Raw genomic sequence first — 22,584 nt, 5'->3', positions numbered from 1 at the left:
CTCCAACTGCCCTTCGGGCATAGGAGATAGTCATGGATACCAAGCACGAACACGGCCACCATCATCATCACAATCACAGCCACGGCAACGGTCACTGCCATTGCGGCCATGATCATCAGGAGAAGACCGCCGAACAGGTGATCCGCGATCCCGTCTGCGGCATGACGGTCGATCCGCAAGCCGGCAAACCCTCGTTCGACCACATGGGCCGTGTCTATCATTTCTGCTCCGAGAGTTGCCGGACGAAGTTTGCGGCTCAGCCGCAGGATTATCTGACGGCGAAGGATCCCGTCTGCGGCATGACCGTTGATCGTTCGACGGCAAAATACTTCGTCAAATTCGAGGGCGAGAAATTCTACTTCTGCTCGGCCGCTTGCCAAACCAAATTCGAGGCCGACCCGTCGGCCTATCGCGGCGGCGCCCGTCCGGCGGCAAAGCCGGCACCGAAGGGTACGCTCTATACCTGCCCGATGCATCCGGAAGTCGTCAGCGACCGGCCCGGCGATTGCCCGAAATGCGGCATGGCGCTGGAGCCGATGGGCATTCCTCCGGCCGATGAAGGACCGAATCCAGAGCTTTTCGATTTCGTCAGGCGGCTTTGGGTCAGCGCCGGCCTTGCCCTGCCGCTGCTGGCGCTCGGCATGGGGCCGATGCTCGGCCTGCCGCTTCGCGAAGCGATCGGCGAACCACGGGCAACCTATATTGAGCTAGCGCTCGCAACGCCGGTCGTGCTGTGGGCCGCCCTGCCCTTCTTCCGCCGCGCCTGGGCTTCTCTCGTCAACCGCAGCCCGAACATGTGGACGCTGATCGGCCTCGGCGTCGGCACCGCCTATGTCTACAGCGTGGTCGCCACGCTTGCGCCCGGTCTTTTCCCGATGAGCTTTCGCGGCCATGGCGCCACCGTGCCTGTCTATTTCGAGGCGGCCGCCGTCATCGTCGCCCTGGTCTTCGTCGGCCAGGTGCTGGAATTGAAGGCACGCGAGCGGACCGGCTCGGCGATCCGCGCGCTGCTCGACCTCGCGCCGAAGACGGCGCGGCGCATTGATGCCGATGGCAACGAGAGGGACGTGCCGGTAGAGGAGATCCAGACCGGCGACCGGCTGCGCGTGCGCCCGGGCGAGCGCGTACCGGTGGACGGTTCCGTCCTGGAGGGCCAGTCGACGGTCGACGAATCGATGATATCGGGCGAGCCCCTGCCCGTCGAGAAGACGACGGGCGACGGGCTGACCGGCGGCACGATCAACAAGAACGGCTCTCTCGTCATGTCGGCGGAGAAAGTCGGCGCAGACACGGTGCTGTCTCGTATCGTCGACATGGTCGCCAAGGCGCAGCGTTCGCGGGCACCGATTCAGGGCGCGGTCGACCGGGTGTCGGCCTTCTTCGTGCCCGCCGTCGTCGCCGTCGCCATGTTTGCCTTCGTCGTCTGGGCAGCGATCGGGCCGGAGCCGAGCCTGGCAAACGCGCTGCTTGCCGCCGTCGCCGTTCTGATCATCGCCTGCCCCTGTGCGCTCGGCCTTGCGACGCCGATGTCGATCATGATCGCGACCGGGCGCGGCGCTGGCGAAGGCGTGCTGATCAAGGACGCCGAAGCGCTGGAGCGCTTTTCCAAAGTCGACACGCTGATTGTCGACAAGACCGGCACGCTGACCGAAGGCAAGCCCGTGCTCACCGACATCGTCGCCGCAGGCGGCGTCAAGGAGAACCGGCTGCTGTCGCTGGCCGCAAGCCTTGAGCGCGGCTCGGAGCATCCGCTGGCCGAAGCGATCGTTGCCGGCGCCGAAGAACGCGGTGCCGCCTTCGTGGAGGTGAGCGGCTTCGAGGCGAAGACCGGCAAGGGGGTCCAGGGCATAGCCGACGGTACGAAGGTGGCACTCGGCAATGCGGCGCTGCTCACCGATCTCGGCGTCGATCCGTCGGCGCTGTCGGAGAAGACCGAAGCCCTGCGCGGCGATGGCAAGACGGTGATGTTCGTGACCCTCGACGGCAAGCTCGCCGGTCTCGTCGCCGTCGCCGACCGGATCAAGCCGACGACATCAGCTGCCATCAAGGCGCTGCACGACAGCGGGCTGAAGATCATCATGGCGACCGGCGACAACGAGCGCACGGCGCGGGCGGTCGCGAACAGCCTCGGCATTGACGAGGTCCGCGCCGACGTGCTGCCGGAAGGCAAGAAGGCGCTGATCGAGGAACTGCGCGCCAAGGGCGCGGTGATCGCCATGGCAGGCGACGGCGTCAACGACGCCCCGGCTCTTGCGACAGCCGATGTCGGCATCGCCATGGGCACCGGCGCCGATGTTGCAATGGAAAGCGCAGGCATCACCTTGGTCAAAGGCGATCTCAACGGGATCGTCAGGGCGCGGCGGCTGGCGGAGGCGACGATGCGCAATATCCGCCAGAATCTCGGCTTCGCCTTCGGCTATAACGCGCTCGGCGTTCCGGTCGCTGCCGGGATCCTCTATCCCGTTTTCGGCTTGCTGCTCTCGCCGATGATCGCGGCGGCGGCGATGAGCCTCTCGTCGGTATCGGTGATCGCTAATGCGCTGAGACTGCGCCTTGCAAAATTATAGGAGACGGCCATGAATATCGGCGAAGCATCTGAGCGGTCCGGCCTGCCTTCGAAGACCATCCGCTACTACGAGGATATCGGCCTGATCCGCCCCGAAAGGGGCGGAAACGGCTATCGCGACTATGCTGCGGCCGATGTTCACAAGCTGCGCTTCCTGCAGCGTTCGCGCGGCCTCGGCTTTTCCGTCGAGGAATGCCGGCAGTTGCTGGCGCTTTATGAGGACAAAGCCCGGGCGAGCGCCGATGTCAGGGACATTGCCGAGACGAAACTCGGAGAAATCGACCGCAAGATCCGCGAGCTGACGGAGCTTCGCCGCACCCTCGAGCACCTCGTGCATGCCTGCCATGGCAACGACCGACCGGATTGTCCGATTCTCGAAGAGCTCTCGGACGGTCGCTGACCATCCTGGGAAAGCCGGAAGGCTCTAGCTGACCGTCTGGAACGGCGCCAGTTCGGCGGGCTCGTCCTCGTCGCCGTCGTCAAACACGCCCTCATCGAGGCGGTGCTTGATCGCAAGCGCGTAAATCACGTCGAGAATATTGCGGTCTTTGAGATGAGGATCGGTCAGAGCGAGAAGCGAAGCTCTGACGATCTTCTTGCTGGTGGCTTTCGGGCATCGTGCCTTGACGAAATCATAGAGTGCCTCACTCGTCAGCCCTTCCATGGCGCCGTCCACGAGAGCTTCGTAGACCCGCTTCTTTTCCTTCATCCTATATCGTCCCCTGCAAATCAGCGGGGTGATGATCTGTCATGTAATTGTCATAAACAATCGCCGATTTAAGGGCATGCGCTGACGGGTGGTATTTCCCCGCATCATTTTTTTATGCCGCCGGGAATAAAATCCGCAGCGGTTGCGTATACTCAAGCATGGAACGCAAAGACCGCCCCTTCGATGTCATCGGACAGCTTGCAGCGCTGCGGCGCTATGCGCGCGCGCTGGTGCGCAACTCGGATGAGGCAGAGGATCTGGTGCATGATGCTCTGGTGCGCGCCTTAGAGAAGAGAAAAAGCTTCCGAAGCGGTGGCAATCTGCGCACCTGGCTGCTTTCCATCCTGCACAATGCCCATATCGATCGTCTTCGCCGGAACCGGTCGCTCACTCGTCGCCACGACGAAGCGGCTATCGAAGGCGAGCAGTCGCTGCCGGCCGGCCAGGAACATGCGGTGCGCCTGCAGCAGGTGCGCGACGCCTTCTTCGACCTGCCGGAGGAACAGCGCGAGGCGCTGCATCTCGTTGCCATCGAAGACCTTTCCTATCAGGAAGCCGCCAATGCGCTCGGTATTCCGATCGGCACCCTGATGTCGCGCATCTCCCGTGCCCGGGCGCAACTGCGCGAATTCGAGGAGAAGACGCCGCGCGTTTCGCATCTCAAATTAATCGGAGGGAGCGGCAATGAAAGCAGTTGATCCGATCATCGATGCCGATCTCGATGCCTATGTGGATGGCGAGCTCGATGTCGCCCGCCGTATTCAGGTCGAATCCTATCTGTCGGAGAATCCGGCGATTGCCGCCAAGGTCATGGCCGATCTCAGCATGAAAGGCGAGCTGCGCTTGGCGCTTGCCGGCGAAAATGCCTTCGGCCGTCCTGAGACCCGCGATGCCGCCCGCCGGCTGGAGCGCGGCCTTTCCTATGGCCGTATTCTTCATTCCATGCAGCGCATCGCCGCCGTCGGCATTCTGGTTACCGCCGGCTGGGTGGCGCATAATTCCTTCGGCGCTTTTTCGGCGACCGAGGTGGCGGCTTCTGTTCCGGCGCCTGCTTATGTCGAGGATGCCGTCCGCGCTTATCAGACCGCGGCCCTTCGCGCCTCGATGCCTTCGCAGACCCCGACTAGCTATAGCGCCGAGGACATCCGCGCCGCCACCGCGATCGTCATGCCTGAGTTGCCGAAAGACTGGAAGATCGCCGACGTGCAGATATTCCCGTCCGAATTCGGACCGAGCGTCGAGATGGCGATAACGGTGGCCGATGGAAAACGGCTGTCGCTTTTCGCCGTCCGGCCGGGAGCCTTCGAGGTCCGGCAGGTCAGCCATCTCGCACTCGAAAAAGCAGAAGCCGCCTATTGGCAGATCGGCGACGTCGCCTATGCGCTGATCGCCGACGATAGCGGCGTCAATCTCGATCAGGCGGCCGAACGGCTCGCCCGCTCGCTCTACTAGTTCAAACCGAGGAGATCAGCATGAACCCGATCAATCCCCGCTATGGAGCCGTCGCCGGCTCCCAAGCCCTTTTCGACGAGGGTCTGCGTCAGCATATGCTGCGCGTCTACAACTATATGGGCCTTGGCCTCGTCATCACCGGCATCGTTGCCTTCATCGTCGGCTCGACGCCGGCGCTTTATGTCCCGATCTTCGGCTCACCGCTGAAGTGGGTGGTGATGCTCGCGCCCCTCGCCTTCGTCTTCTTCTTCTCCTTCCGCATCCAGACCATGTCGGCGAGCACCGCTCAGATCACCTTCTGGGCCTTCTGCGCCGTGATGGGCCTGTCGCTTGCCTCCGTCTTCCTGGTCTTCACCAAGACGAGCATCGCCCAGACCTTCTTCATCACCGCGGCCATGTTCGGCTCCACCAGCCTTTACGGCTACACGACCAAGCGTGACCTCTCGAAGATGGGCTCGTTCCTGATGATGGGTCTCTTCGGCATCATCATCGCCGCCATGGTCAACATCTTCCTGGGTTCGAGTGCCCTGCAGTTTGCCATATCGGTGATCGGCATCGTCGTCTTCGTCGGCCTGACCGCCTACGACACGCAGAACATCAAGGAACAATATTCGGAAAATTACGATCAGGAATCGAACCAGAAGCTTGCCGTTTTCGGTGCGCTCTCGCTCTACCTGAACTTCGTCAACATCTTCCAGCTTCTGCTCAACTTCACCGGCGAGCGGGAATAGGACCGCGCTTCTGGGGGCAATGGAAGCGCAAGAGCGTCCGGTCTGCAATCTGTGACAGGATGGCAGACCGGGCGCTCACTCTCAAAGGTACGGCCGGAGGTCCAACCGGCCGTGTTTTTATTTCAGATGATGCCCCAGGCGCGATAGCGGCCGCGGCCGGTGATTTCACGAATGCCGATCTCGTTGACGAGGTTCAGCGCGCCGCGCGGCGTGATGCGCAGCTGACGGGCGATCATCGCTGCCGACACCATCGGTCGCGACAGGATGAAATCGGCAAGCTCCGGCAGGCTGCTGTTCGAGCGACGGCCGCGAAAGCGCAGCTCCATTTGCTTGCGGGCCAGCGATAACCGGTCGATTTCCTTGAGGCCAGCCGCCGCAGCCAGCTGCATCGCTTCGAGAAAAGCTTGCAGCCGCGTCACCCGGTCACGGGCCCGACGCCGCTCGTGGCGCACCAATTTCAGCCCGCCGTAAAAGGAAAAGAGATGCGAAGCGACCTTGCCGCGGGCGCGCAGGTAGCTTTCGACCAGAAGCCCGCCCAGCCAATGCTGACGCCGCAACGGCTCGATCCTGTCCCAGGCTTCGAACAGGATCACGGCGCCTAGAACCGGCGGCAGGTTGTCGGCCAGGGGCAGCACGCACCGCCACTCCGCAAGCCGCTGCTCCTCATCCCATTCCTCGTCGCCAAGCAGGCCGAGAGGGTCATCGTTGCGCTTGGCCGGAAATATTGCGGCCGCCTCGCCAGGCAGCGCTTTGCCCGTATGGATGTCGATGAGCTTCTGCGAGCGGGCAAGAATGGCATCGATCTCGGCCATTTCGGCGGCGAGCGGCGCGTCTTCATCCTCGCCCTCATCGTCGGCCCCGACCGCAGCCGCCCGGCTCTTGGCTTCCTGAGTGAGGCCCTCCCCTTCCCCTGTGGTCGCGGTCAGCGTTGCCAGCCCCGAGGCGCCGAGAGCCCAGGACGGTTCGCCGGTCCATATGCGCCGACGCGTCCGCAGCACCGAATGGGCGATCGTCAGCTCGTGGCTCGGAGCGCGGCTATCCATATGCGCGTCGTGCAGAACGAGATCCTCGACATGAACGAGCTCGCCGGCGACCCATAACGCACCAGCGGCATCAAAAAAGTGACTGCGTTCGGCAAATCCCTCACCAACTGACGAACGCAACACCCGCTCGTCCAGCCGCGCCACCGCATCCTCCGCGGCGGCAAGCAATGGAAGCAGGGTTTGGAGCATTATACCGTCGATATCATAGTGCATTGTTAAGCTTTACGGTTTTTGACAAATGGAAGCAAAATAGCTATTTCCTTCCGCCATCTATGACATGGTTAACGGTTTGTTTCAACAAAAGCGCGAGGGAAGGAAGCGAAGAAGATGGCCGATCGCCGATCCACAGTCCCTTTAACCTCTGCAACTGGCGCGAAGCTTTTGGGCCGTTCATCCGGTTTTTCTCGCCATCGGACCATTGGCCCGCATCAACGCCATCAGCATCGGACCGAGCGAGAATTCACCGCGCTCCGCCCGCCGCGTCAGATCACGCAGATAGCCGCCCGCCGAATTGATATGGCCGCCGCGTTCCAGAATGCAGGCGATTACCGTGGCAGCATTTTCCGGCCCCATAACATCGCAGGCCTGCTGGTAGGCGCTGGGACTGACGCCGAGGGTGGAACGGACGACGACGGCCGCGGCCATCAAATCCCGCCAGCTGCCGATCCCGCCGCCCGGCCCATAGGCAACAATCTCGGGGCAGGCCTGCAGCACCATGGCCAGGGGGAAGGATTTCGGTGGCTCCCGCCACGGCCGCGGTTCTTCCTCCGACTTTGCGCCCTGCTTCGTTTCGAAGCTTGGTTCAAGTTCAGATATGGGGTGTGGGTTTGAATTATGTATGTGCCGACCGTTTTGGCTGTCATTGGCGTCTGTTTTTTCTGCTTTTGTCTTCGATTCCAGCGTCTTGACGATCAGCTCGCGGAAGGCTTCGAGATCGGTCAGCACGCTCTCAATCTCGGCGGCCGATGGACGGCGCGGCAGGCTTGCCGAAAGGCGATTGAAATGCTGCTGCATCTCGATCCATTCGCCGGCAATTTCCTCTTCCAGCGCGATCTCGATGAGCTTGGCGATATCGCGCCGGCAAAGGCTCAGCCGCTCCCTCAGACGCTTCCATTCAAGCTTGTCGGCAAGCACCTGCGCCGCGTGGGCTTCGATCTCGCGAGCGCGCACGAGGAGTGGCGCCAGGCTGAAGCCGAAGGCTTCCCCGAGCCCACCCTCGCCGTTGCGGCGGGCAAAACGTTTCCCGTTCGGACTGTCGCGCCGGATGATCAGGCCGGCCTCCACCAGCATCGCCAGATTTCGCCGTAGCGTGGTTCCGGCCATGCCATGGGTGCGCAGCGACAGTTGCTCATTCGACGGAAAGACGACGAAACCGTTGGCTTCGGCAATCTCGTTCTTCGGATAGAAGGTCAACAGTGCGTTGAGAACGGCAAGCGCACGGTCGGACACGCCGATCATGCTCTTTGCTTCGCAGAGCGCGCGAAAGATCTTCCATTTGTCGACCGATGCGTCCGCATCAATCCTGCTAGCGCTTTCCTGACTTGCCAGCATGCCAAGCGTCATCGATCGCCGCCCGAAGGGCGTCGATACATATTGAGGCTCCATGTCCCTCACCTTTTTTCAAGGCAAAAGAAATCTACCACCCAAAAGGATGCCGAAGATGCTTGACACTGATTCGAGGAAGTGCGATTCTCAGATTGTCCAGATATGAGAAAGGCTTCCGCGACGGCAACGTTCGGAGGCTTTTTTCTTTTGCGGCCTACTCTCCTGCTTGCAACTTGCCGGCCTGATAGGCTTCGTAAAGCTCATCGAGACGGCGTGAAATGTAAGCGCCGAAATCCGGCGCATCGCCTGTTTTCAACGCGATCGTGAAGGAATTGCCGGTGCGTCTGATTCGGCCGGCAATCTTGCCGCCGCTCTTCGGCTTCCAGTCATATTCGGTGGGCTCCGGCTTCGCCTCTTTCCTGGCGAGTTCGGCGACCAGAAGCTCGAATCGGCGGTCGCTCTCCTCCGCCCTGAACCCATCCGAGGCGATAAGCTTCGCAAGCCGCGCCGCCGCGGTCCCATTCCAGACCTGGGCAAGCGCCATCCACTTGCGTCGTCCGATCCCGGGTGCGGCCCCCACCGACCTGATGATCTCGGCCGGAATGGCCCTGGCGACCGACAACAGCTTCGATAGCTCCGTCTTATCAGTAGACAGCGCCTTCATGATGACAGGACGCTCAAAACCTTTGAGCTCAAGATTGAGAGCGAAGACGGCGCGTTCGATATAGGAAAGGTTCCGGCGCGCAGAATTCTCGATGCCCTGCGCAATAACGACATCGGTGTCGTCGAGCTGACGGACGATCGCCTGAACTTTGCGTCCGAGCAGCTTGACGGCCTGCAGCCGGCGATGGCCGTAGGCGATCTGGTAACGCTCGCCGACTTCGGGATGTCGCCGAACAAGGATCGGCACTTCCTGGCCATTGTCGGCAATCGACTGCACCAGCTCGTCCTCAAGATCGAGCGGATGGTCGGCAAGGCGGTCGCGGACGAAGGAAGAATCGATCAGATCGGGATCGAGTTCGACGATGCGCTCGCCGGAGAGCAAAGCTTCCTGCATCGCCCTGCTCTCTTCCTCCATGCGGCCGAGGGTCAGCGCCATTGTCCGCACCGGCCCGGCCGATCCGCGCGAAGACGGCTCCTCGTAGTTGGCCGCGGCCAACTCCTGCGCCGTATCGTCGAAAAGACCTTTTAGGCGATCGCGTCTACTCATGTGCGGCCCCAGGCTTTGTGAATGCCGGCAAGAACCTCGCCATTGGCAGCGTTGACTGATTCCAGCGCCCGGTCATACGTCGAGCGGCGCACCTGCCCCTTCTCAATTTCGTAAAGCGTCTGCTTCGTCAGCCCGGCATCTGCGATTGCTGTCGATTTGAGGATGGTTGCCGTCAGCACGTCGTCACCGAACAGGCTGCGCAGCAGCGCGACGATCTGCGACTGCGGCGCATCAAAGGGTTCGTGGCGGGTGACGACATATTTGATGAAGTCGTGCTGCAGGTCGCCGCCGGCCCTGCGAACCACAGAGAGAAGATCCGAGGTCATCAACAGGAACTGCGACATGGAGGCGACATCGACCATCTGCGGGTGGATGGTGATGAGCAGCGACGTGGCAGCGCAAACGGCACCGAGGGTGAGGTAGCCGAGCTGCGGCGGGCAGTCGATCACCACCACGTCGTAATCGGCCTCGACCTCGGCAATCGCGACGCCGACGCGGCGGAAAAACAGCTCGGCCGGCTTCTGGCGATCATTGAGCGCCCGCGGCGTCTCATGCTCGAACTCCATCAATTCGAGATTGCCGGGCACCAGATCGAGTCCGTCGAAATAGGTCTTGCGGACGATCTCCTTCAGCGGCTTACGAGCCGCATCGTAGCGAATGGCCCCATAAAGCGTATCGCCGTCTGACAGATCGAATTCCGGCTGAACGCCCAGCATGGAGGAGAGCGAGGCCTGCGGATCGAGATCGATCGCCAGCACCCGGTACCCCTCCAGTGCCAGATATTGCGCCAGATAGAGCGTCGTCGTCGTCTTGGCCGAACCACCCTTGAAATTGGTGACGGCGACCGTCTGCAGCTTTTCGCCGGGGCGACGCCACGGGAGGTAACTCAGCGCGTCCTTCGGCTTGAGGTTCGCCATGTAATGGCGCAATTCATTGATCTGCCCCAGCGTATAGGAGCGTCGACCATTTGAGGAAAGCTCCGGCTGCGGCCCCTTGCCATCCAGCGAAAGCTGGCGAAGATAACCATCGGAAACGCCGATCATCTGGGCGGCTTCGCCGGATGAGAATGTGCGCAGCGTCTTCTGCGCAAGCGGCGGAAACAGCTTGTCGCGGAGAAGCTTCAGTTGGCGCGAAAGCTGGTTCGCATGCCGCTCGATCCGCACGTCCGTCGTTGATACGCTAATGTTGTCCAAAACACCCAATCCTTTTCGATGCGCTTTTCTGTCACATAGCGTCAAAAAGCGTATCGAAAGTGACACGATTCGGGATTTACGGCAACAATAGGGGTCAAGCCGTCGCGGCCGGCCGAGTTGGCCGCGGCCAACTCCCTGCCCTGCCCTTGCGGGCGGCCGTGTTTTTGGGCAAGACCGCTTGGACTCACGGGGAAGATCCGCTTGAAGCATATCAATATAATTGGAATCGGCACGGGCAATCCAGAACACGTCACCATACAGGCGATCAACGCCATGAACGCTGCCGACGTGATCTTCCTGCCGCTCAAGGGCGCCGGCAAGGAAGAGCTCGCCGAGATCAGGCGGGAGATCTGCGAGCTCTATATCACTCGGCCAGCTGTCCGGATCGCGGAATTCGAGCTACCGGAAAGACAGACCGCAGACAGAAGCTACTCGCAAAGCGTCGATGCCTGGCACGGCGAGATCGCCAATATCTATGGAGAATTGATCTCGGGCCTCCCGGACGGCGGCACCGGCGCCTTTCTCGTCTGGGGTGATCCCAGTCTTTACGACAGCACGATCCGCATCATCGAACGCGTGCGGAAAGCAAACAGCATTGATTTCGATTACTGCGTCGTTCCAGGCATCACCAGTATCCAGGCTCTGGCCGCCAGCCACAAAATCCCGCTCAACCTCGTCGGCAAGCCGGTTGAGATCACCACCGGGCGGCGGCTGGCGCGGGATGGATTTCGAGGCGGCAGCGCGGTCATCATGCTCGATGGCGAACAGGCTTTTACGAAGATCGACGATCCTGACGCCGAGATCTTCTGGGGCGCCTATCTCGGCACCGCGGACGAAATCATCCGGTCGGGACAGCTCGCAGACATCGCGTCCGACATTCAGGCGCTCCGGACCGAGGCGAGACAGCGGCACGGCTGGATCATGGACATATATCTGCTGCGTAAGGGACGCGACTTCGAGGAATAGCCGTCGCCGTCATGTTTTGCCGCACTGGCCGCGATCATGTAAGAGATGATCAGAGGATTGAGAATGGGCACGAAGGCCGCCAAGGCAATCGACAGGACAGGCGAGGCGGATCTCGATGATCGGCCGACAGCGAAGCCACGCCCGCGCGGCGCCTGCCCGGCCCTTGCCGCACCGATGCCGACTGGCGATGGTTTGCTCGTAAGGCTGCGTCCGGCCGGTGGCGCCTTGACGCTAGCGCAATTCTCAGCGCTTGCCCGCTCGGCTGCAGAGCATGGAAACGGCATCTTGGAAATCACCGCCCGCGGCAACCTGCAGATCCGCGGACTGCGGGCTGAAACCGTCCAGCGGTTCGCCGCCGATATCGATGCCGCCGGGATCGCCGTGCCGGACGGGCCGGCAATCGAACTATCGCCACTGCACGGTATCGATCCTGAGGAGACAAGCGATCCGGCAGCACTGGAAAAGACCTTGCGCAGCAAGCTCGCACAGCTGCTCGCCTCGCCGCGGCTCGCGCCAAAACTCTCCCTCATTATCGACGGCGGCGGAGCGTTCGGTTTATCGGCGCTCTCGGCCGATATCCGTATCGTCGCACAGCCCGGCGCACAATGGCTCGTAGCGATCAACGGCGATGGCGAGACGGCAACGCCTGTGGCGAAGGGTGCAGCAGAAGCGGCGATATCGGCCGTTGGCGAAATTCTCGATCTGCTGGCGGTCAGGCAGAGCCTGCGAGCGAGGGATATCGATCCGGCCCTTCTGCGGGCGCGCTTTCCCGCTATGGACATCATCCGATTTCTTCGGTCACATCAAAAACAGACGCCGCTTTCCGGCTTGCACCGGCTGAAGGACGGAAAACACGTGCTTGGTGTGCGGCCGGAATTCGGCCAAATGCAGGCCCCCGATTTGACCGCCCTGCTCGACGACGCAACAGCTCACGGCGCAACAGCCATCCGACTTGCGCCCGGCCGCGGCTTCTTCTTCACCGGCTTTCCGGCAGGGGCCGCGCCGGCTCTGCAGATAACTTCGAGCAAACATGGCTTCACCGTGCAACCCGGCGAGAAAAGCGAATATGTCGCTGCCTGCGCTGGCGCCGGCGCCTGCGGCTCCGCTTTTTACGAGACGAGATCCCTGGCGCACCGCCTCATTACCGCAGCACCCGTTCTCTTCGACGGATCTCTGACGATCCATTTCTCCGGCTGTTCGAAAGGCTGCGCCCATGCCGGGCCGGCGCTGACGCTGACCGGATCGGCGGATGGTTTCGGTCTCATTCTCAACGGGCTTGCTTCAGATCTGCCGGATGAACGGATCGCTGGCGGTCGGATCGATTTCGCTATAGAGAGGCTCGCCCAGTCCATCGAAGACAACAGGAACGCTGGCGAATCGGCCGCCGCCTGCCTTACACGGCTTGGCGCAACCAGCGTTTCGAAGGCGCCGCGACAGGAATAGCAATGCCAGACTACGATTACATCCGCAGCGGCGACGCGATCTACGAGCGTTCCTTTGCGATCATCCGCGCCGAGGCCGATCTTTCGCCTTTCACCGAAGACGAGGCTGAAATTGCCGTTCGCATGATTCATGCTTGCGGGCTCGTGGAAGCGGCGAAGAATTTCCTCTTTTCCACCGGTTTCGTCAGCACCGCACGCGATGCGCTGAAGGCCGGCGCGCCGATCTTCTGCGATGCGGAAATGGTGTCGCATGGCGTCACGCGGGCGCGGCTGCCGGCGCTGAACGAGGTGATCTGCACGTTGCGCGATCCCGCAACGCCGGAGCTCGCACGCGAGATCGGCAATACACGCTCGGCCGCCGCCATGCATCTCTGGCTCGATCGGCTCGGCGGGAGCATTGTCGCGATCGGTAACGCGCCGACCGCGCTCTTCCATCTGCTCGAACTCCTGCGCGACGGCGCCCCGAAACCCGCGGCGATCCTCGGCATGCCCGTCGGGTTCGTTGGCGCAGCCGAATCGAAGGATGCACTGGCAGAAAATTCCTATGGCGTTCCCTTCGCCATCGTGCGCGGCCGGCTCGGCGGCAGCGCCATGACGGCTGCCGCCATTAATGCGCTGGCGAGGCCGGGCCTATGACGACCCCAGGCCGTCTCATCGGCGTCGGCACGGGTCCCGGCGATCCCGAGCTTCTGACCCTCAAGGCCGTGCGCGCCATCGAACGCGCGGATGTCATCGCTTACTTTGCCAAGCAGGGCAGGGGCGGTAACGGCAAGGCGATCGTCGAGCCGCTGCTGAAACCTTGGGTCACTCTGCTGCCGCTCTACTATCCCGTCACCACCGAGATCGACAAGAATGACGAACGCTATCAGAGCCTGATCACCGAGTTCTACGACCGGTCTGCAAGAGACATCGCCGGGCATCTCGACGCCGGGCGGACTGTCGCCGTTCTCAGCGAAGGCGACCCGCTCTTCTACGGCTCCTATATGCACCTGCATGTCAGGCTTTCCACGCACTACCCCACCGAAGTGATCCCCGGCATCAGCGCCATGTCGGGCTGCTGGTCGCTGGCCGGCATGCCGATTGTCCAGGGCGACGACGTGCTTTCCGTACTGCCCGGTACGATGGCCGAGGGCGAACTGACGCGGCGCCTTGTCGATACGCAAGCTGCGGTCATCATGAAGGTCGGCCGCAATCTGCCGAAAATCCGCCGGGCGCTTTCGGCAGCCGGCCGGCTTGCGGACGCCCTCTATGTCGAGCGCGGCACCATGGCGAACGCGGCGATGGAAAAGCTTGCCGACAGGAGCGACGGCGATGCGCCCTATTTCTCGCTCGTGCTGGTGCCGGGCTGGGAGGGCAGCCGATGAGTGGCGGGCTTTTCGTCATCGGCACCGGTCCCGGCAATCCCGAGCAGATGACGCCGGAAGCGCTGGCCGCCGTCGATGCGGCGACGGATTTCTTCGGCTACGGACCTTATCTTGACCGGTTGCAGCTCCGCTCCGATCAGCTGCGGCATGCGTCGGACAATCGCGAGGAGCTCGACAGGGCAGGGACGGCGCTTTCCATGGCAGCGGATGGCGCCAATGTCTGCATCGTCTCCGGCGGCGATCCCGGTGTCTTCGCCATGGCTGCTGCCGTCTGCGAGGCGATCGAGAACGGGCCGGCGGCGTGGCGCGCCGTCGATCTCACCGTGCTTCCCGGCGTCACGGCGATGCTGGCGGTGGCAGCAAGAGCCGGGGCGCCGCTTGGGCACGATTTCTGCGCAATATCGCTATCAGATAACCTAAAGCCTTGGAACATCATCGAAACACGGCTTGAACTGGCGGCAAAGGCGGGCTTCGTCATCGCGCTCTATAATCCGATCAGCCGGGCGCGGCCGTGGCAACTCGGCGAGGCTTTCAAGCTGCTGCGCGACCATCTGCCGGCAACAACCCCGGTGATTTTCGGGCGCGCGGCCGGGCGGGCAAACGAGCACATCGCGGTGCAGCCGCTATCGCAAGCGGATGCATCGATCGCCGATATGGCGACCTGCATCATCATCGGCTCCGCCGAAACGCGGATCGTCGCGCGTTCCGGCAAGCCCGACCTGGTCTACACGCCGCGCTTCATGGCGGGAGGAAAGAGGTGATCGACCGCCGCAAGCGCCGCTTCGACGGTTTCGACCGATGTGATGATCGGCGACGGCGCGCGCGCCACCATCATCACCTCGATGCCGAGCAGGCGCGCCGCCTCGATCTTCGCATAGGTGGCGGTGCCGCCGCTGTTCTTGGCAATGATGACATCGATATGATGCCGCCTCAGCAAAGTGCATTCGCTTTCCAGCGTGAAGGGGCCGCGATCGAGGATGTAGTCGACATTCGCAAGCCTAAGCGGCCGTTCGGCGGGGTCGACGCTGCGGATGAGATAGTGATGTTGCGGCGCCGCTTCCGCATGGTGAGCGCCCTGCCGGCCCGTCGCCAGGAAGACATGGCGGGGAGATTGGCCGAGTGCCGCGATGGCCGCCGGGATGCTCTGCACGTCCCGCCAGCGATCGCCCGGCAGGCTTTGCCATTCGGGGCGGCGCAGAGCGATCGCAGCGAGAGGGGCGGCCGCGGACGCGATGGCGGCGTTTTCGGAAATTCGTTCGGCGAAAGGGTGCGTGGCGTCGATCAGCAGCCCGTAGCCCCCGGCTTTCAAAAAGTCGGCCAGCGCCATGGCACCGCCGAAACCACCAATACGGACCGGAACAGGCTGCTCGGCCGGTTTCTCGGTACGTCCTGCCAGCGACAGCAGAATATCGCAATCATCACGCGCCGCGAGCGCTTCGGCGAGCAGGCGCGCTTCGCTCGTGCCGCCGAGAATCAGGATGCGAAGTCTTCCCATGTCTGATGTCTTTCCCACTTGCAGCAAGCGCTGGCTGACTATTATCGGCATCGGCGAAGATGGTCCAGCAGGGCTGGGTGAGGAGGCGAAGAGGCTGATCGCCACCGCACCGGCGGTGTTCGGCGGAGCGCGGCACCACGCGCTTGCCGCATCGCTGATATCGGGCGAAAAACTTGCCTGGCAGAGCCCGTTCGAGCGCTCGGTCGATGCCGTCCTTGAACGGCGCGGCACGCCTGTCGTCGTGCTCGCCTCCGGCGATCCGTTTCTCTATGGCGTCGGCGCAACCCTCTGCCGCCGTGTCGCGGCGGAAGAGATGCGCGTCATTCCCGCGCCCTCGGCCTTCAGCCTTGCCGCCTCCCGGCTCGGCTGGCCGCAGCAGGACGTGACGACGATCTCGCTGCATGGGCGCCCGCTCGGCCTCGTTCGACCGTATCTGCACCCCGGGCGGCGCATCATTGCTCTGACCTCTGATGAAAATGGACCCGGCGAACTCGCTGCCTTGCTTGTCGCCATCGGCTTCGGTCAGTCGAGACTTACCGTACTCGAAGCGTTGGGCGGTGCGCGGGAACGACAGAGACACGCCGTGGCGTCGGATTTCGATCTCACTGACATCGATCCCCTGAACGTCTGCGCGCTCGAGGTTACGGCAGGGGAGGGGGCTCGCATCCTGCCTTTTGCCGCAGGTCTCGAGGATGATTTGTTCGAGCATGACGGTCAGATCACCAAACGGGAGATCCGGGCGATGACGCTTTCGGCGCTTGCGCCACGTCACGGCGAACTGCTCTGGGATATCGGCGCCGGCTCGGGATCAGTCGGCATCGAATGGATGCTGGCCGATCCATCGCTGAAGGCGATCGCCGTCGAGCAATCGCCGGAGCGGGCGGCGCGGATTGCCCGCAACGCAACCGCCCTCGGCGTGCCGCATCTGGCCGTTGTCGAGGGTTCAGCGCCCGATGCGCTGAGAGGCCTGCCGGAACCGGATGCGATCTTCCTCGGCGGCGGCGGCAGCGAACCTGATGTCATCGACACTGCCATCACTGCGCTGAAGCGGGGAGGGCGGCTCCTCGCCAATGGCGTGACGCTTGACATGGAGGCGGCATTGATCCGCGAACATGGCAAACGCGGAGGCTCCCTCACGCGGATCGAAATATCGCGCGCCGCGCCGCTCGGCAGCATGAGCGGCTGGCGGCCGGCGATGCCGGTGACGCAATGGCGCTGGACGAAAGGATAACGGGATGACGGTGCATTTCATTGGAGCGGGGCCGGGCGCCGCGGATCTGATCACAGTGCGTGGCCGCGATCTCGTCGCCCGCTGCCCGGTCTGCCTCTATGCCGGCTCGATCGTCTCGCCGGAACTGCTGCAATATTGCCCGCCTGGCGCGCGCATTATCGATACTGCCCCGATGTCGCTCGATGAGATCGAGGCGGAATATCTCCGCGCCGCTGCCGCCGGCCAGGATGTCGCCCGGCTGCACTCCGGCGACCTCTCCGTCTGGAGTGCCGTGGCCGAACAGGTGCGCCGGCTGCAGAAGCACGGAATCGCCTATACGATGACACCGGGCGTTCCAGCCTTTGCGGCCGCGGCCGCGGCACTCGGACGAGAACTGACGATCCCGGCCGTCGCCCAAAGCCTGGTGCTCACCCGCTTTTCCGGCCGCGCCTCGCCGATGCCGAACGACGAGACGCTAGCGAAATTCGGCGCGACGGGCGCCACACTCGCGATCCATCTGGCAATCCATGCGCTGAAGCAGGTCGTGGAGGAACTGACGCCGCTCTACGGCGCCGATTGCCCGGTCGTCATCGTTGTCAAGGCCTCCTGGGCGGACGAACGCATCCTGCGCGGTACGCTGTTCGATATCGAGGCAAAGGTTGCGGCCGAACCGATCGAACGCACGGCGATCATCTTCGTCGGACCGTCGCTCGAGGCGGAAGATTTTCGCGAGAGCTCGCTCTATGATCCGGCCTATCAGCGTCGATTCAGAAGCCGGGAATAGTGGCTTACGATCGACCGCTCGCCGGCGGCCGATCGTGAAGAGAAGCGTGCGTCGGGCCTCAGACCCGCGTGGTCAGATAATCCATGCTGGCGCGCAGCGCAGCGGCCGGGTCCTTGACCGCATGAACTTCCGCAGCAAAGGGTTCGAAGGAGAACGGACCCTTATAGCCCGCCTGCAGCAGCGCCTTGATCTGCCCGGCATTGTCGAGCCGGTCGTCGCCGTCCACGAGCACGCGATGGGAGTCACGCATATCGGCAATGGAAACCGAGGGATCGCTGACGCCGGAAATATGCACGAGACCGGCCAGTTCGGGGAAGGTCGCGGTTTCGCCGGCAAGGTGATGGTGGAAAGTGTCGTGAACGAGCTTGAAGGTCGATTGCGCGCCGAGCTCCTTGATCGCCTCGGCCGCCTCGGTCTTTGAGCGCAGCGAGCAGATCTCGAAACCGAGCGGCTCGACGAGGCCGATAATGCCGGCCTTATCCAGCATCGGCTTTAGTGCGGACAGAGCCTCGCGCAGATTCGCCTGGCGTTCGCTGTCGGCGCAGCCTGTGCCGTCGTTCTTCGGAACGAGGACGAGCGCCTTGGCGCCCGATGCGCTGGCATAGTCGATCAATTCCTGCGCTTCCCTGGCGCGGGTTTCATTCCATTCGTTGAAGCGCTGCAGGGCGTTGATCGAAATGATCGTCAGGCCGTGACGCGCGGCGGCTTCTCTGATCGCTTCGGGCTTGCTGCCGTCGAGAATGGCATTGCCGGAAAGGTCGTTGCGGATCTCGACAGAGTCGATGCCGAGCGACTTTGCCAGAGCGAAGAAATCATCAATAGCGAGGGACGGCGCGGCCATATGGTTAAGCGCAAAACGGATCGAAGTCATGACGGATATATCCTCCTCGTCTCCGCGACATGAGCGGAGAGATACTCGTGAATGGGCGAGCGAATTTCTATCCCAATTTGCCGGGCAATCCATCCGTCATCGCCGGCACCCGCCTTCATTGCTGAAAGAATTTCAGGCGGAATGATAGAATTCCATCATTCTTTAGATATTCTCGGAAATATAGATATCGAAAGGCAGGAAGGATTGGCCGGGAACGGCGGCCTCACCGTGCTCTATCGCGCCGAGCATCAGCGATAAAAGCTCCTTGCAGAGAGCGGGCAGAGGAGTGGCGACCACCATGGTGACGATGTCGTCGGCGAGGCCAGCCTTGCTCTCCGGCGTCAACTCATTGACGACAAGCACGATCCGGCCGCCGACACCCTCTTCACGGAACGCCGAAATTGCCCCCTCCATGCCGCCGCCGCAGACATAAAGGCCGACGAGGTCGGGATGTTTCTGCAGCAGCGTCAGCGTTGCCTCATGGGTGATTTCGGCGGTCTCCAGGTTGATCAATGTTTCGGCGACATCGAATTCCGGCGCGTTCTCCCGGAAATAGGAGCGGAAACCGATCTCCCGCAGTTCATGGCCGTGGAAGCGATGACTGCCGACAAAACAGGCGACCTTGCCTGGCCTGTGCGCCGTGCGCGCAATCATCCACGCGGCGGTGCGTCCCACCTTGCGGTTGTTGACGCCGACATAGGCGTCGCGCACGCCGGTGGCGAGATCGGAGAGCAGCGAGAAGACGGGAATGCCGCGCTCCTTCAATTCCTCCACAGCGGTCGTCACCGCGGGGTAGTCGGGGCCGACGACGGCTACGGCCTGGTTGCGGGCGCCGAGCGACTTGATCTTCTCGTTGATGGCGGCAGGAGTCGTCGAAGACGGGTATTCGATCTGGACCTGAAGACGGGCGGTGGTGACGGCGCGCGCCGCTGCTTCGATTTCGCGGGCGAAGGTCTGATAGAAGGCCTGCGTCGGCTTCTGCAGCAGAAAGGCGAGCTTGTATTGCGGCAGATCTTCGAAGACGCGCTGCCGGATTAGGCCAACGGCGTGATAACCGATCTCCTGCGCCGCATCGTAGACCCGCCGCGCCGTCTCCTCGCGCACACGATGACGAGCGTTGAGAACGCGGTCGACGGTGGCGACGCTGACGCCGGAGGCGCGGGCGAGATCGGAGATGGTGGGGCGGCGCATGGTATTCCTGATGTATTCGCTCACGGATGCGAGCCATTCATGATGGCTTTTGATAGATTACATCAAGCCTGCATTGAGCGTCGCCCAAAGTCAACCTATTCTCCCGACAACAACACAGGAGGCGGATAATGGCGAGCCAGACAAAGAAGCGTGACTACGACCTGCTCGGGGAAAGCGGCCGCACCGCGGTGGAGACGGGACTGGCGGCTGCCGAATGGTATCACACGGAGATTCCGCGCAAGGAGATGAAGGCGCTGATGCAGCGCTCCGATGCGCCGGCGATCCGTGACACCGCCATCTGGCTCGGCAGCATGGTCGTCTTTGCCGGTCTCGGCATCTATTTCTGGGGTTCTTGGATCGCGCTGCCCTTCTTCCTCGCCTATGGCGTGCTCTATGGCTCGGCCTCCGACAGCCGCTGGCACGAATGCGGCCATGGCACCGCCTTCAAGACGCGCTGGATGAACGATGCCGTCTACCAGATCGCCTGCTTCATGATCATGCGCAATCCGGTGACCTGGCGCTGGAGCCATACGCGCCATCATACTGATACGGTCATCGTCGGCCGCGACCCGGAAATCGCCGTCATGCGGCCGCCGGACCTTTTCCGGCTGATCCTCAATTTCTTCGGCATCCTCGATGTCTGGCATGCGATGGTCGATATGCTGCGCAACGCCTTCGGCATCATCAGCGCGGCGGAAAAGACCTTCATTCCGGAGATGGAGCAGCCGAAGGCGATCCGCTTCGCCCGTATCTGGCTGGCGATCTATCTGGCGACGATCGCCGTCGCGGTCGCCACCGGCTCGATCCTGCCGCTGATGCTGATCGGCCTGCCGCGCCTCTACGGCGCCTGGCACCACGTGCTGACCGGGCTCCTGCAGCATGGCGGCCTAGCCGACAACGTCATCGATCACCGGCTGAACAGCCGCACGGTCTATATGAACCCGATCAGCCGTTTCATTTATTGGAACATGAACTACCACGTCGAACATCACATGTTCCCGATGGTGCCCTATCACGCGCTGCCCCGGCTGCACGCAATGATCAAGCACGATCTGCCGGCGCCGAACCGGTCGATCTGGTCGGGCTACCGCGAGATGATCCCGGCTTTCCTGCGCCAGCTGCGCAACGAGGATTATTTCCTGAAGCGGGAACTGCCGGCCACCGCGCGGCCCTACCGCGAGGAATTCCACAACGAACTCGCCCCGGCGGCGCAATAATCACAATCGAGGAAAGTTAAAGATGAGCGGAAACTGGATCGAAGTCTGCGGCAAGGACGAGATCGACGAAGAGGATGTCATCCGCTTCGATCATGGCGGGCGCACCTTCGCTGTCTACCGCAGCCCCGACGACGAATTCTTCGCCACCGACGGGCTCTGCACGCATGAACATATCCATCTCGCCGACGGACTTGTCATGGATGAGATCATCGAATGCCCGAAACATAACGGCCGCTTCAACTACAAGACGGGGGAAGCCAAGGGTGCGCCGGTCTGCGTCAATCTCAGGACCTATCCAGTCAAGGTCGAAGGCGATACCGTCTTCATCGCGGTGTGAGGGAGGCTGATGTGGCTCATTTCATCATCCTCGGTGCGGGCGAATGCGGTGCCCGCGCCGCCTTCGCTCTGCGGGAAAAAGGTTTTGCCGGCGAGATAACGCTCGTTGGCGCTGAAGCCCTCCACCCTTATGAACGGCCGCCGCTTTCCAAGGCCGCTGCCGCCGATGCCGGCGCCCCGAAATTCATCGCCGCTGCGGAAAAATACGCCGAAAGCGCCATCCGGCTACTGACCGGCATTGAGGCCAGGGATTTCGATCCTGCCTCCCGGACCGTCATGCTTTCGGATGGCACCGCGCTCTCCTACGACAAGCTTCTGCTGGCGACGGGCGCGGCCGCCCGATCGTTTCCCGGCGCCCCGGAAGGCAATCCGCATATCCGTTTGCTTCGGACCCACGACGATGCGGCCGCCCTGCGCGAAGCAATGAAGCCGGGGCGGCATATCGCCATTATCGGCGGCGGCTTCATCGGGCTGGAACTTGCCGCGACGGCGCGGCTGCTTGGCGCCGACGTCACGGTGATCGAGGGGCTGGAGCGCGTACTGAAACGCGGCGTGCCCGAGGAGATCGCCCATCTGCTCACCGAACGCCACCGCGCCGAAGGTGTCGATATCCGCTGCGGCGTCTCGATCGAGACATTGACCGAGGAAAGCGGGAAAGCCGTCGTCAAACTATCGACTGGCGAGGTGGTAGAGGCCGATCTCGCCCTCGTCGGCATCGGCGCACGGCCGAATGTCGATATCGCCGAAAGGGCGGGACTTGCAATCGAAAACGGCATTGCCGTCGACACCTATCTCCGGACCTCGGCGCCTGATGTTTTTGCCGCCGGCGACTGCTGCTCCTTTCCGCTGCCGATCTATGGTGGCCGGCGGGTAAGGCTGGAATCCTGGCGCAATGCCCAGGAGCAGGGCACGCTGGCCGCCGCCAACATGCTCGGCCTCGGCGAAGCCGTTTCATCCGTGCCGTGGTTCTGGTCGGATCAATATGACATGACGCTGCAGATAGCAGGCCTCGCCGAAGGGGCGGTGCTGCATCTGCGCCGCGACCTCGGCCCAGACGCGTTCATTCTCTTTCACCTCGACGCCGATGGCCGGTTGGTCGCCGCCAGCGGCATCGGACCAGGCAATGCCGTGGCGCGCGACATCAGGCTTGCGGAAATGCTGATCGCGGCTGGCGCCCATCCAGACCCGGCTGCGCTGACATCAAGCAACGTCAAGCTGAAATCCCTTCTGGCCGCCTGAGCCCCCGATATTTTCAAAGG

23 protein-coding genes are annotated in these 22,584 nt (G+C 62.6%); 15 read left to right on the top strand and 8 right to left on the bottom strand.

The window, feature by feature from the left end; genetic code table 11:
• Positions 1-32 precede the first annotated feature (32 nt).
• Both ACQ7C1_RS15980 and cueR read left to right on the top strand, forming a co-directional pair.
• The gene (locus tag ACQ7C1_RS15980; RefSeq protein WP_430958975.1) at positions 33-2,567 is read left to right on the top strand and encodes a heavy metal translocating P-type ATPase; all 2,535 of its coding nucleotides are present in this window, start codon (positions 33-35) and stop codon (positions 2,565-2,567) included.
• A 9-nt stretch (positions 2,568-2,576) separates the two neighbouring features.
• The gene (gene cueR, locus ACQ7C1_RS15975) at positions 2,577-2,966 is read left to right on the top strand and encodes a Cu(I)-responsive transcriptional regulator (RefSeq protein ID WP_064808024.1); all 390 of its coding nucleotides are present in this window, start codon (positions 2,577-2,579) and stop codon (positions 2,964-2,966) included.
• Between the two features lie 24 nt (positions 2,967-2,990).
• Here cueR and ACQ7C1_RS15970 read toward each other — a convergent pair whose 3' ends face one another.
• Positions 2,991-3,275 (bottom strand): hypothetical protein, encoded by a 285-nt coding sequence (locus tag ACQ7C1_RS15970; RefSeq protein WP_430958974.1) that lies wholly within the window; start codon positions 3,273-3,275, stop codon positions 2,991-2,993.
• Positions 3,276-3,433: 158 nt separating this feature from the next.
• On the opposite strand from ACQ7C1_RS15970, the gene ACQ7C1_RS15965 reads away from it, so the two are divergent.
• Genes ACQ7C1_RS15965 through ACQ7C1_RS15955 form a run of 3 tightly spaced genes read left to right on the top strand, consistent with a single transcriptional unit; the run spans position 3,434 to position 5,458 of the window.
• The gene (locus ACQ7C1_RS15965) at positions 3,434-3,973 is read left to right on the top strand and encodes a sigma-70 family RNA polymerase sigma factor (RefSeq protein WP_430958973.1); all 540 of its coding nucleotides are present in this window, start codon (positions 3,434-3,436) and stop codon (positions 3,971-3,973) included.
• Positions 3,960-4,727 carry an anti-sigma factor family protein gene (locus tag ACQ7C1_RS15960; protein ID WP_430958972.1) on the top strand — a complete coding sequence of 256 codons (768 nt, stop codon included), beginning with the start codon at positions 3,960-3,962 and terminating at the stop codon, positions 4,725-4,727. Before ACQ7C1_RS15965 ends, ACQ7C1_RS15960 begins: the two co-directional genes overlap by 14 nt.
• 20 nt (positions 4,728-4,747) lie before the next feature.
• A complete protein-coding gene (locus ACQ7C1_RS15955; RefSeq protein ID WP_430958971.1) occupies positions 4,748-5,458 on the top strand; it encodes a Bax inhibitor-1/YccA family protein in 711 nt (236 codons plus the stop codon).
• 122 nt (positions 5,459-5,580) lie between these two features.
• Here ACQ7C1_RS15955 and ACQ7C1_RS15950 read toward each other — a convergent pair whose 3' ends face one another.
• The 4 genes from ACQ7C1_RS15950 to repA form a co-directional block, all read right to left on the bottom strand.
• Positions 5,581-6,714 (bottom strand): RHE_PE00001 family protein, encoded by a 1,134-nt coding sequence (locus ACQ7C1_RS15950; protein WP_430958970.1) that lies wholly within the window; start codon positions 6,712-6,714, stop codon positions 5,581-5,583.
• Positions 6,715-6,891: 177 nt separating this feature from the next.
• Positions 6,892-8,106, bottom strand: a complete 1,215-nt coding sequence (repC, locus tag ACQ7C1_RS15945; RefSeq protein ID WP_430958969.1) for a plasmid replication protein RepC — start codon at positions 8,104-8,106, stop codon at positions 6,892-6,894.
• Between the two features lie 154 nt (positions 8,107-8,260).
• Complete coding sequence (gene repB / locus ACQ7C1_RS15940; protein WP_430958968.1) at positions 8,261-9,256, bottom strand: plasmid partitioning protein RepB; 996 nt, start codon at positions 9,254-9,256, stop codon at positions 8,261-8,263.
• On the bottom strand, positions 9,253-10,449 hold the full coding sequence (gene repA / locus ACQ7C1_RS15935) for a plasmid partitioning protein RepA (protein ID WP_085781242.1): 1,197 nt from the start codon (positions 10,447-10,449) through the stop codon (positions 9,253-9,255). Before repA ends, repB begins: the two co-directional genes overlap by 4 nt.
• Before the next feature lie 201 nt (positions 10,450-10,650).
• On the opposite strand from repA, the gene cobF reads away from it, so the two are divergent.
• The 5 genes from cobF (at position 10,651) to ACQ7C1_RS15910 (ending at position 14,982) form a co-directional block, all read left to right on the top strand.
• The gene (gene cobF, locus ACQ7C1_RS15930) at positions 10,651-11,415 is read left to right on the top strand and encodes a precorrin-6A synthase (deacetylating) (RefSeq protein WP_430958967.1); all 765 of its coding nucleotides are present in this window, start codon (positions 10,651-10,653) and stop codon (positions 11,413-11,415) included.
• A 63-nt stretch (positions 11,416-11,478) separates the two neighbouring features.
• Complete coding sequence (gene cobG / locus ACQ7C1_RS15925) at positions 11,479-12,858, top strand: precorrin-3B synthase (RefSeq protein ID WP_430958966.1); 1,380 nt, start codon at positions 11,479-11,481, stop codon at positions 12,856-12,858.
• Between the two features lie 2 nt (positions 12,859-12,860).
• Positions 12,861-13,493, top strand: a complete 633-nt coding sequence (locus tag ACQ7C1_RS15920; RefSeq protein ID WP_430958965.1) for a precorrin-8X methylmutase — start codon at positions 12,861-12,863, stop codon at positions 13,491-13,493.
• Positions 13,490-14,221, top strand: coding sequence for a precorrin-2 C(20)-methyltransferase (locus ACQ7C1_RS15915; protein WP_430958964.1), 732 nt, complete (start codon positions 13,490-13,492; stop codon positions 14,219-14,221). Before ACQ7C1_RS15920 ends, ACQ7C1_RS15915 begins: the two co-directional genes overlap by 4 nt.
• The gene (locus ACQ7C1_RS15910; protein WP_430958963.1) at positions 14,218-14,982 is read left to right on the top strand and encodes a precorrin-3B C(17)-methyltransferase; all 765 of its coding nucleotides are present in this window, start codon (positions 14,218-14,220) and stop codon (positions 14,980-14,982) included. Before ACQ7C1_RS15915 ends, ACQ7C1_RS15910 begins: the two co-directional genes overlap by 4 nt.
• On the opposite strand, the gene ACQ7C1_RS15905 is transcribed toward ACQ7C1_RS15910, so the two are convergent.
• Positions 14,946-15,716, bottom strand: coding sequence for a cobalt-precorrin-6A reductase (locus ACQ7C1_RS15905; RefSeq protein ID WP_430958962.1), 771 nt, complete (start codon positions 15,714-15,716; stop codon positions 14,946-14,948). The two genes, ACQ7C1_RS15910 and ACQ7C1_RS15905, sit on opposite strands and share 37 nt — an antisense overlap.
• Between ACQ7C1_RS15905 and cbiE the strand changes: the two genes are divergently transcribed.
• Positions 15,715-16,947 (top strand): precorrin-6y C5,15-methyltransferase (decarboxylating) subunit CbiE, encoded by a 1,233-nt coding sequence (gene cbiE / locus ACQ7C1_RS15900; protein ID WP_430958961.1) that lies wholly within the window; start codon positions 15,715-15,717, stop codon positions 16,945-16,947. The genes ACQ7C1_RS15905 and cbiE overlap by 2 nt on opposite strands.
• Before the next feature lie 4 nt (positions 16,948-16,951).
• Complete coding sequence (cobM, locus tag ACQ7C1_RS15895) at positions 16,952-17,710, top strand: precorrin-4 C(11)-methyltransferase (RefSeq protein ID WP_430958960.1); 759 nt, start codon at positions 16,952-16,954, stop codon at positions 17,708-17,710.
• A 58-nt stretch (positions 17,711-17,768) separates the two neighbouring features.
• Here the strand turns inward: cobM and ACQ7C1_RS15890 are convergent, their stop codons facing one another.
• Together ACQ7C1_RS15890 and ACQ7C1_RS15885 are read right to left on the bottom strand one after the other, a co-directional pair.
• Positions 17,769-18,581, bottom strand: a complete 813-nt coding sequence (locus ACQ7C1_RS15890) for a TIM barrel protein (protein WP_430958959.1) — start codon at positions 18,579-18,581, stop codon at positions 17,769-17,771.
• A 162-nt stretch (positions 18,582-18,743) separates the two neighbouring features.
• A complete protein-coding gene (locus ACQ7C1_RS15885; protein ID WP_430958958.1) occupies positions 18,744-19,772 on the bottom strand; it encodes a LacI family DNA-binding transcriptional regulator in 1,029 nt (342 codons plus the stop codon).
• A gap of 128 nt (positions 19,773-19,900) precedes the next feature.
• Between ACQ7C1_RS15885 and ACQ7C1_RS15880 the strand changes: the two genes are divergently transcribed.
• From ACQ7C1_RS15880 to ACQ7C1_RS15870, 3 genes are read left to right on the top strand one after another with little or no spacing between them, the layout of a single operon-like run.
• Complete coding sequence (locus ACQ7C1_RS15880; RefSeq protein WP_430958957.1) at positions 19,901-20,989, top strand: fatty acid desaturase family protein; 1,089 nt, start codon at positions 19,901-19,903, stop codon at positions 20,987-20,989.
• 22 nt (positions 20,990-21,011) lie between these two features.
• Positions 21,012-21,326: a MocE family 2Fe-2S type ferredoxin gene (locus ACQ7C1_RS15875; RefSeq protein ID WP_085781230.1), complete on the top strand. Its 315-nt coding sequence runs from the start codon at positions 21,012-21,014 to the stop codon at positions 21,324-21,326.
• 11 nt (positions 21,327-21,337) lie between these two features.
• Entirely contained in the window at positions 21,338-22,564 is a 1,227-nt protein-coding gene (locus ACQ7C1_RS15870) for an NAD(P)/FAD-dependent oxidoreductase (RefSeq protein ID WP_430958956.1), read from the top strand.
• Positions 22,565-22,584: the final 20 nt, after the last annotated feature.

The organism is Rhizobium sp. Nf11,1 (genome assembly GCF_050587665.1).
Taxonomy (GTDB): Bacteria; Pseudomonadota; Alphaproteobacteria; order Rhizobiales; family Rhizobiaceae; genus Rhizobium.
Note: the sequence above shows the minus strand (reverse complement) of the source record. Positions and strands in the feature narration are given on the sequence as shown.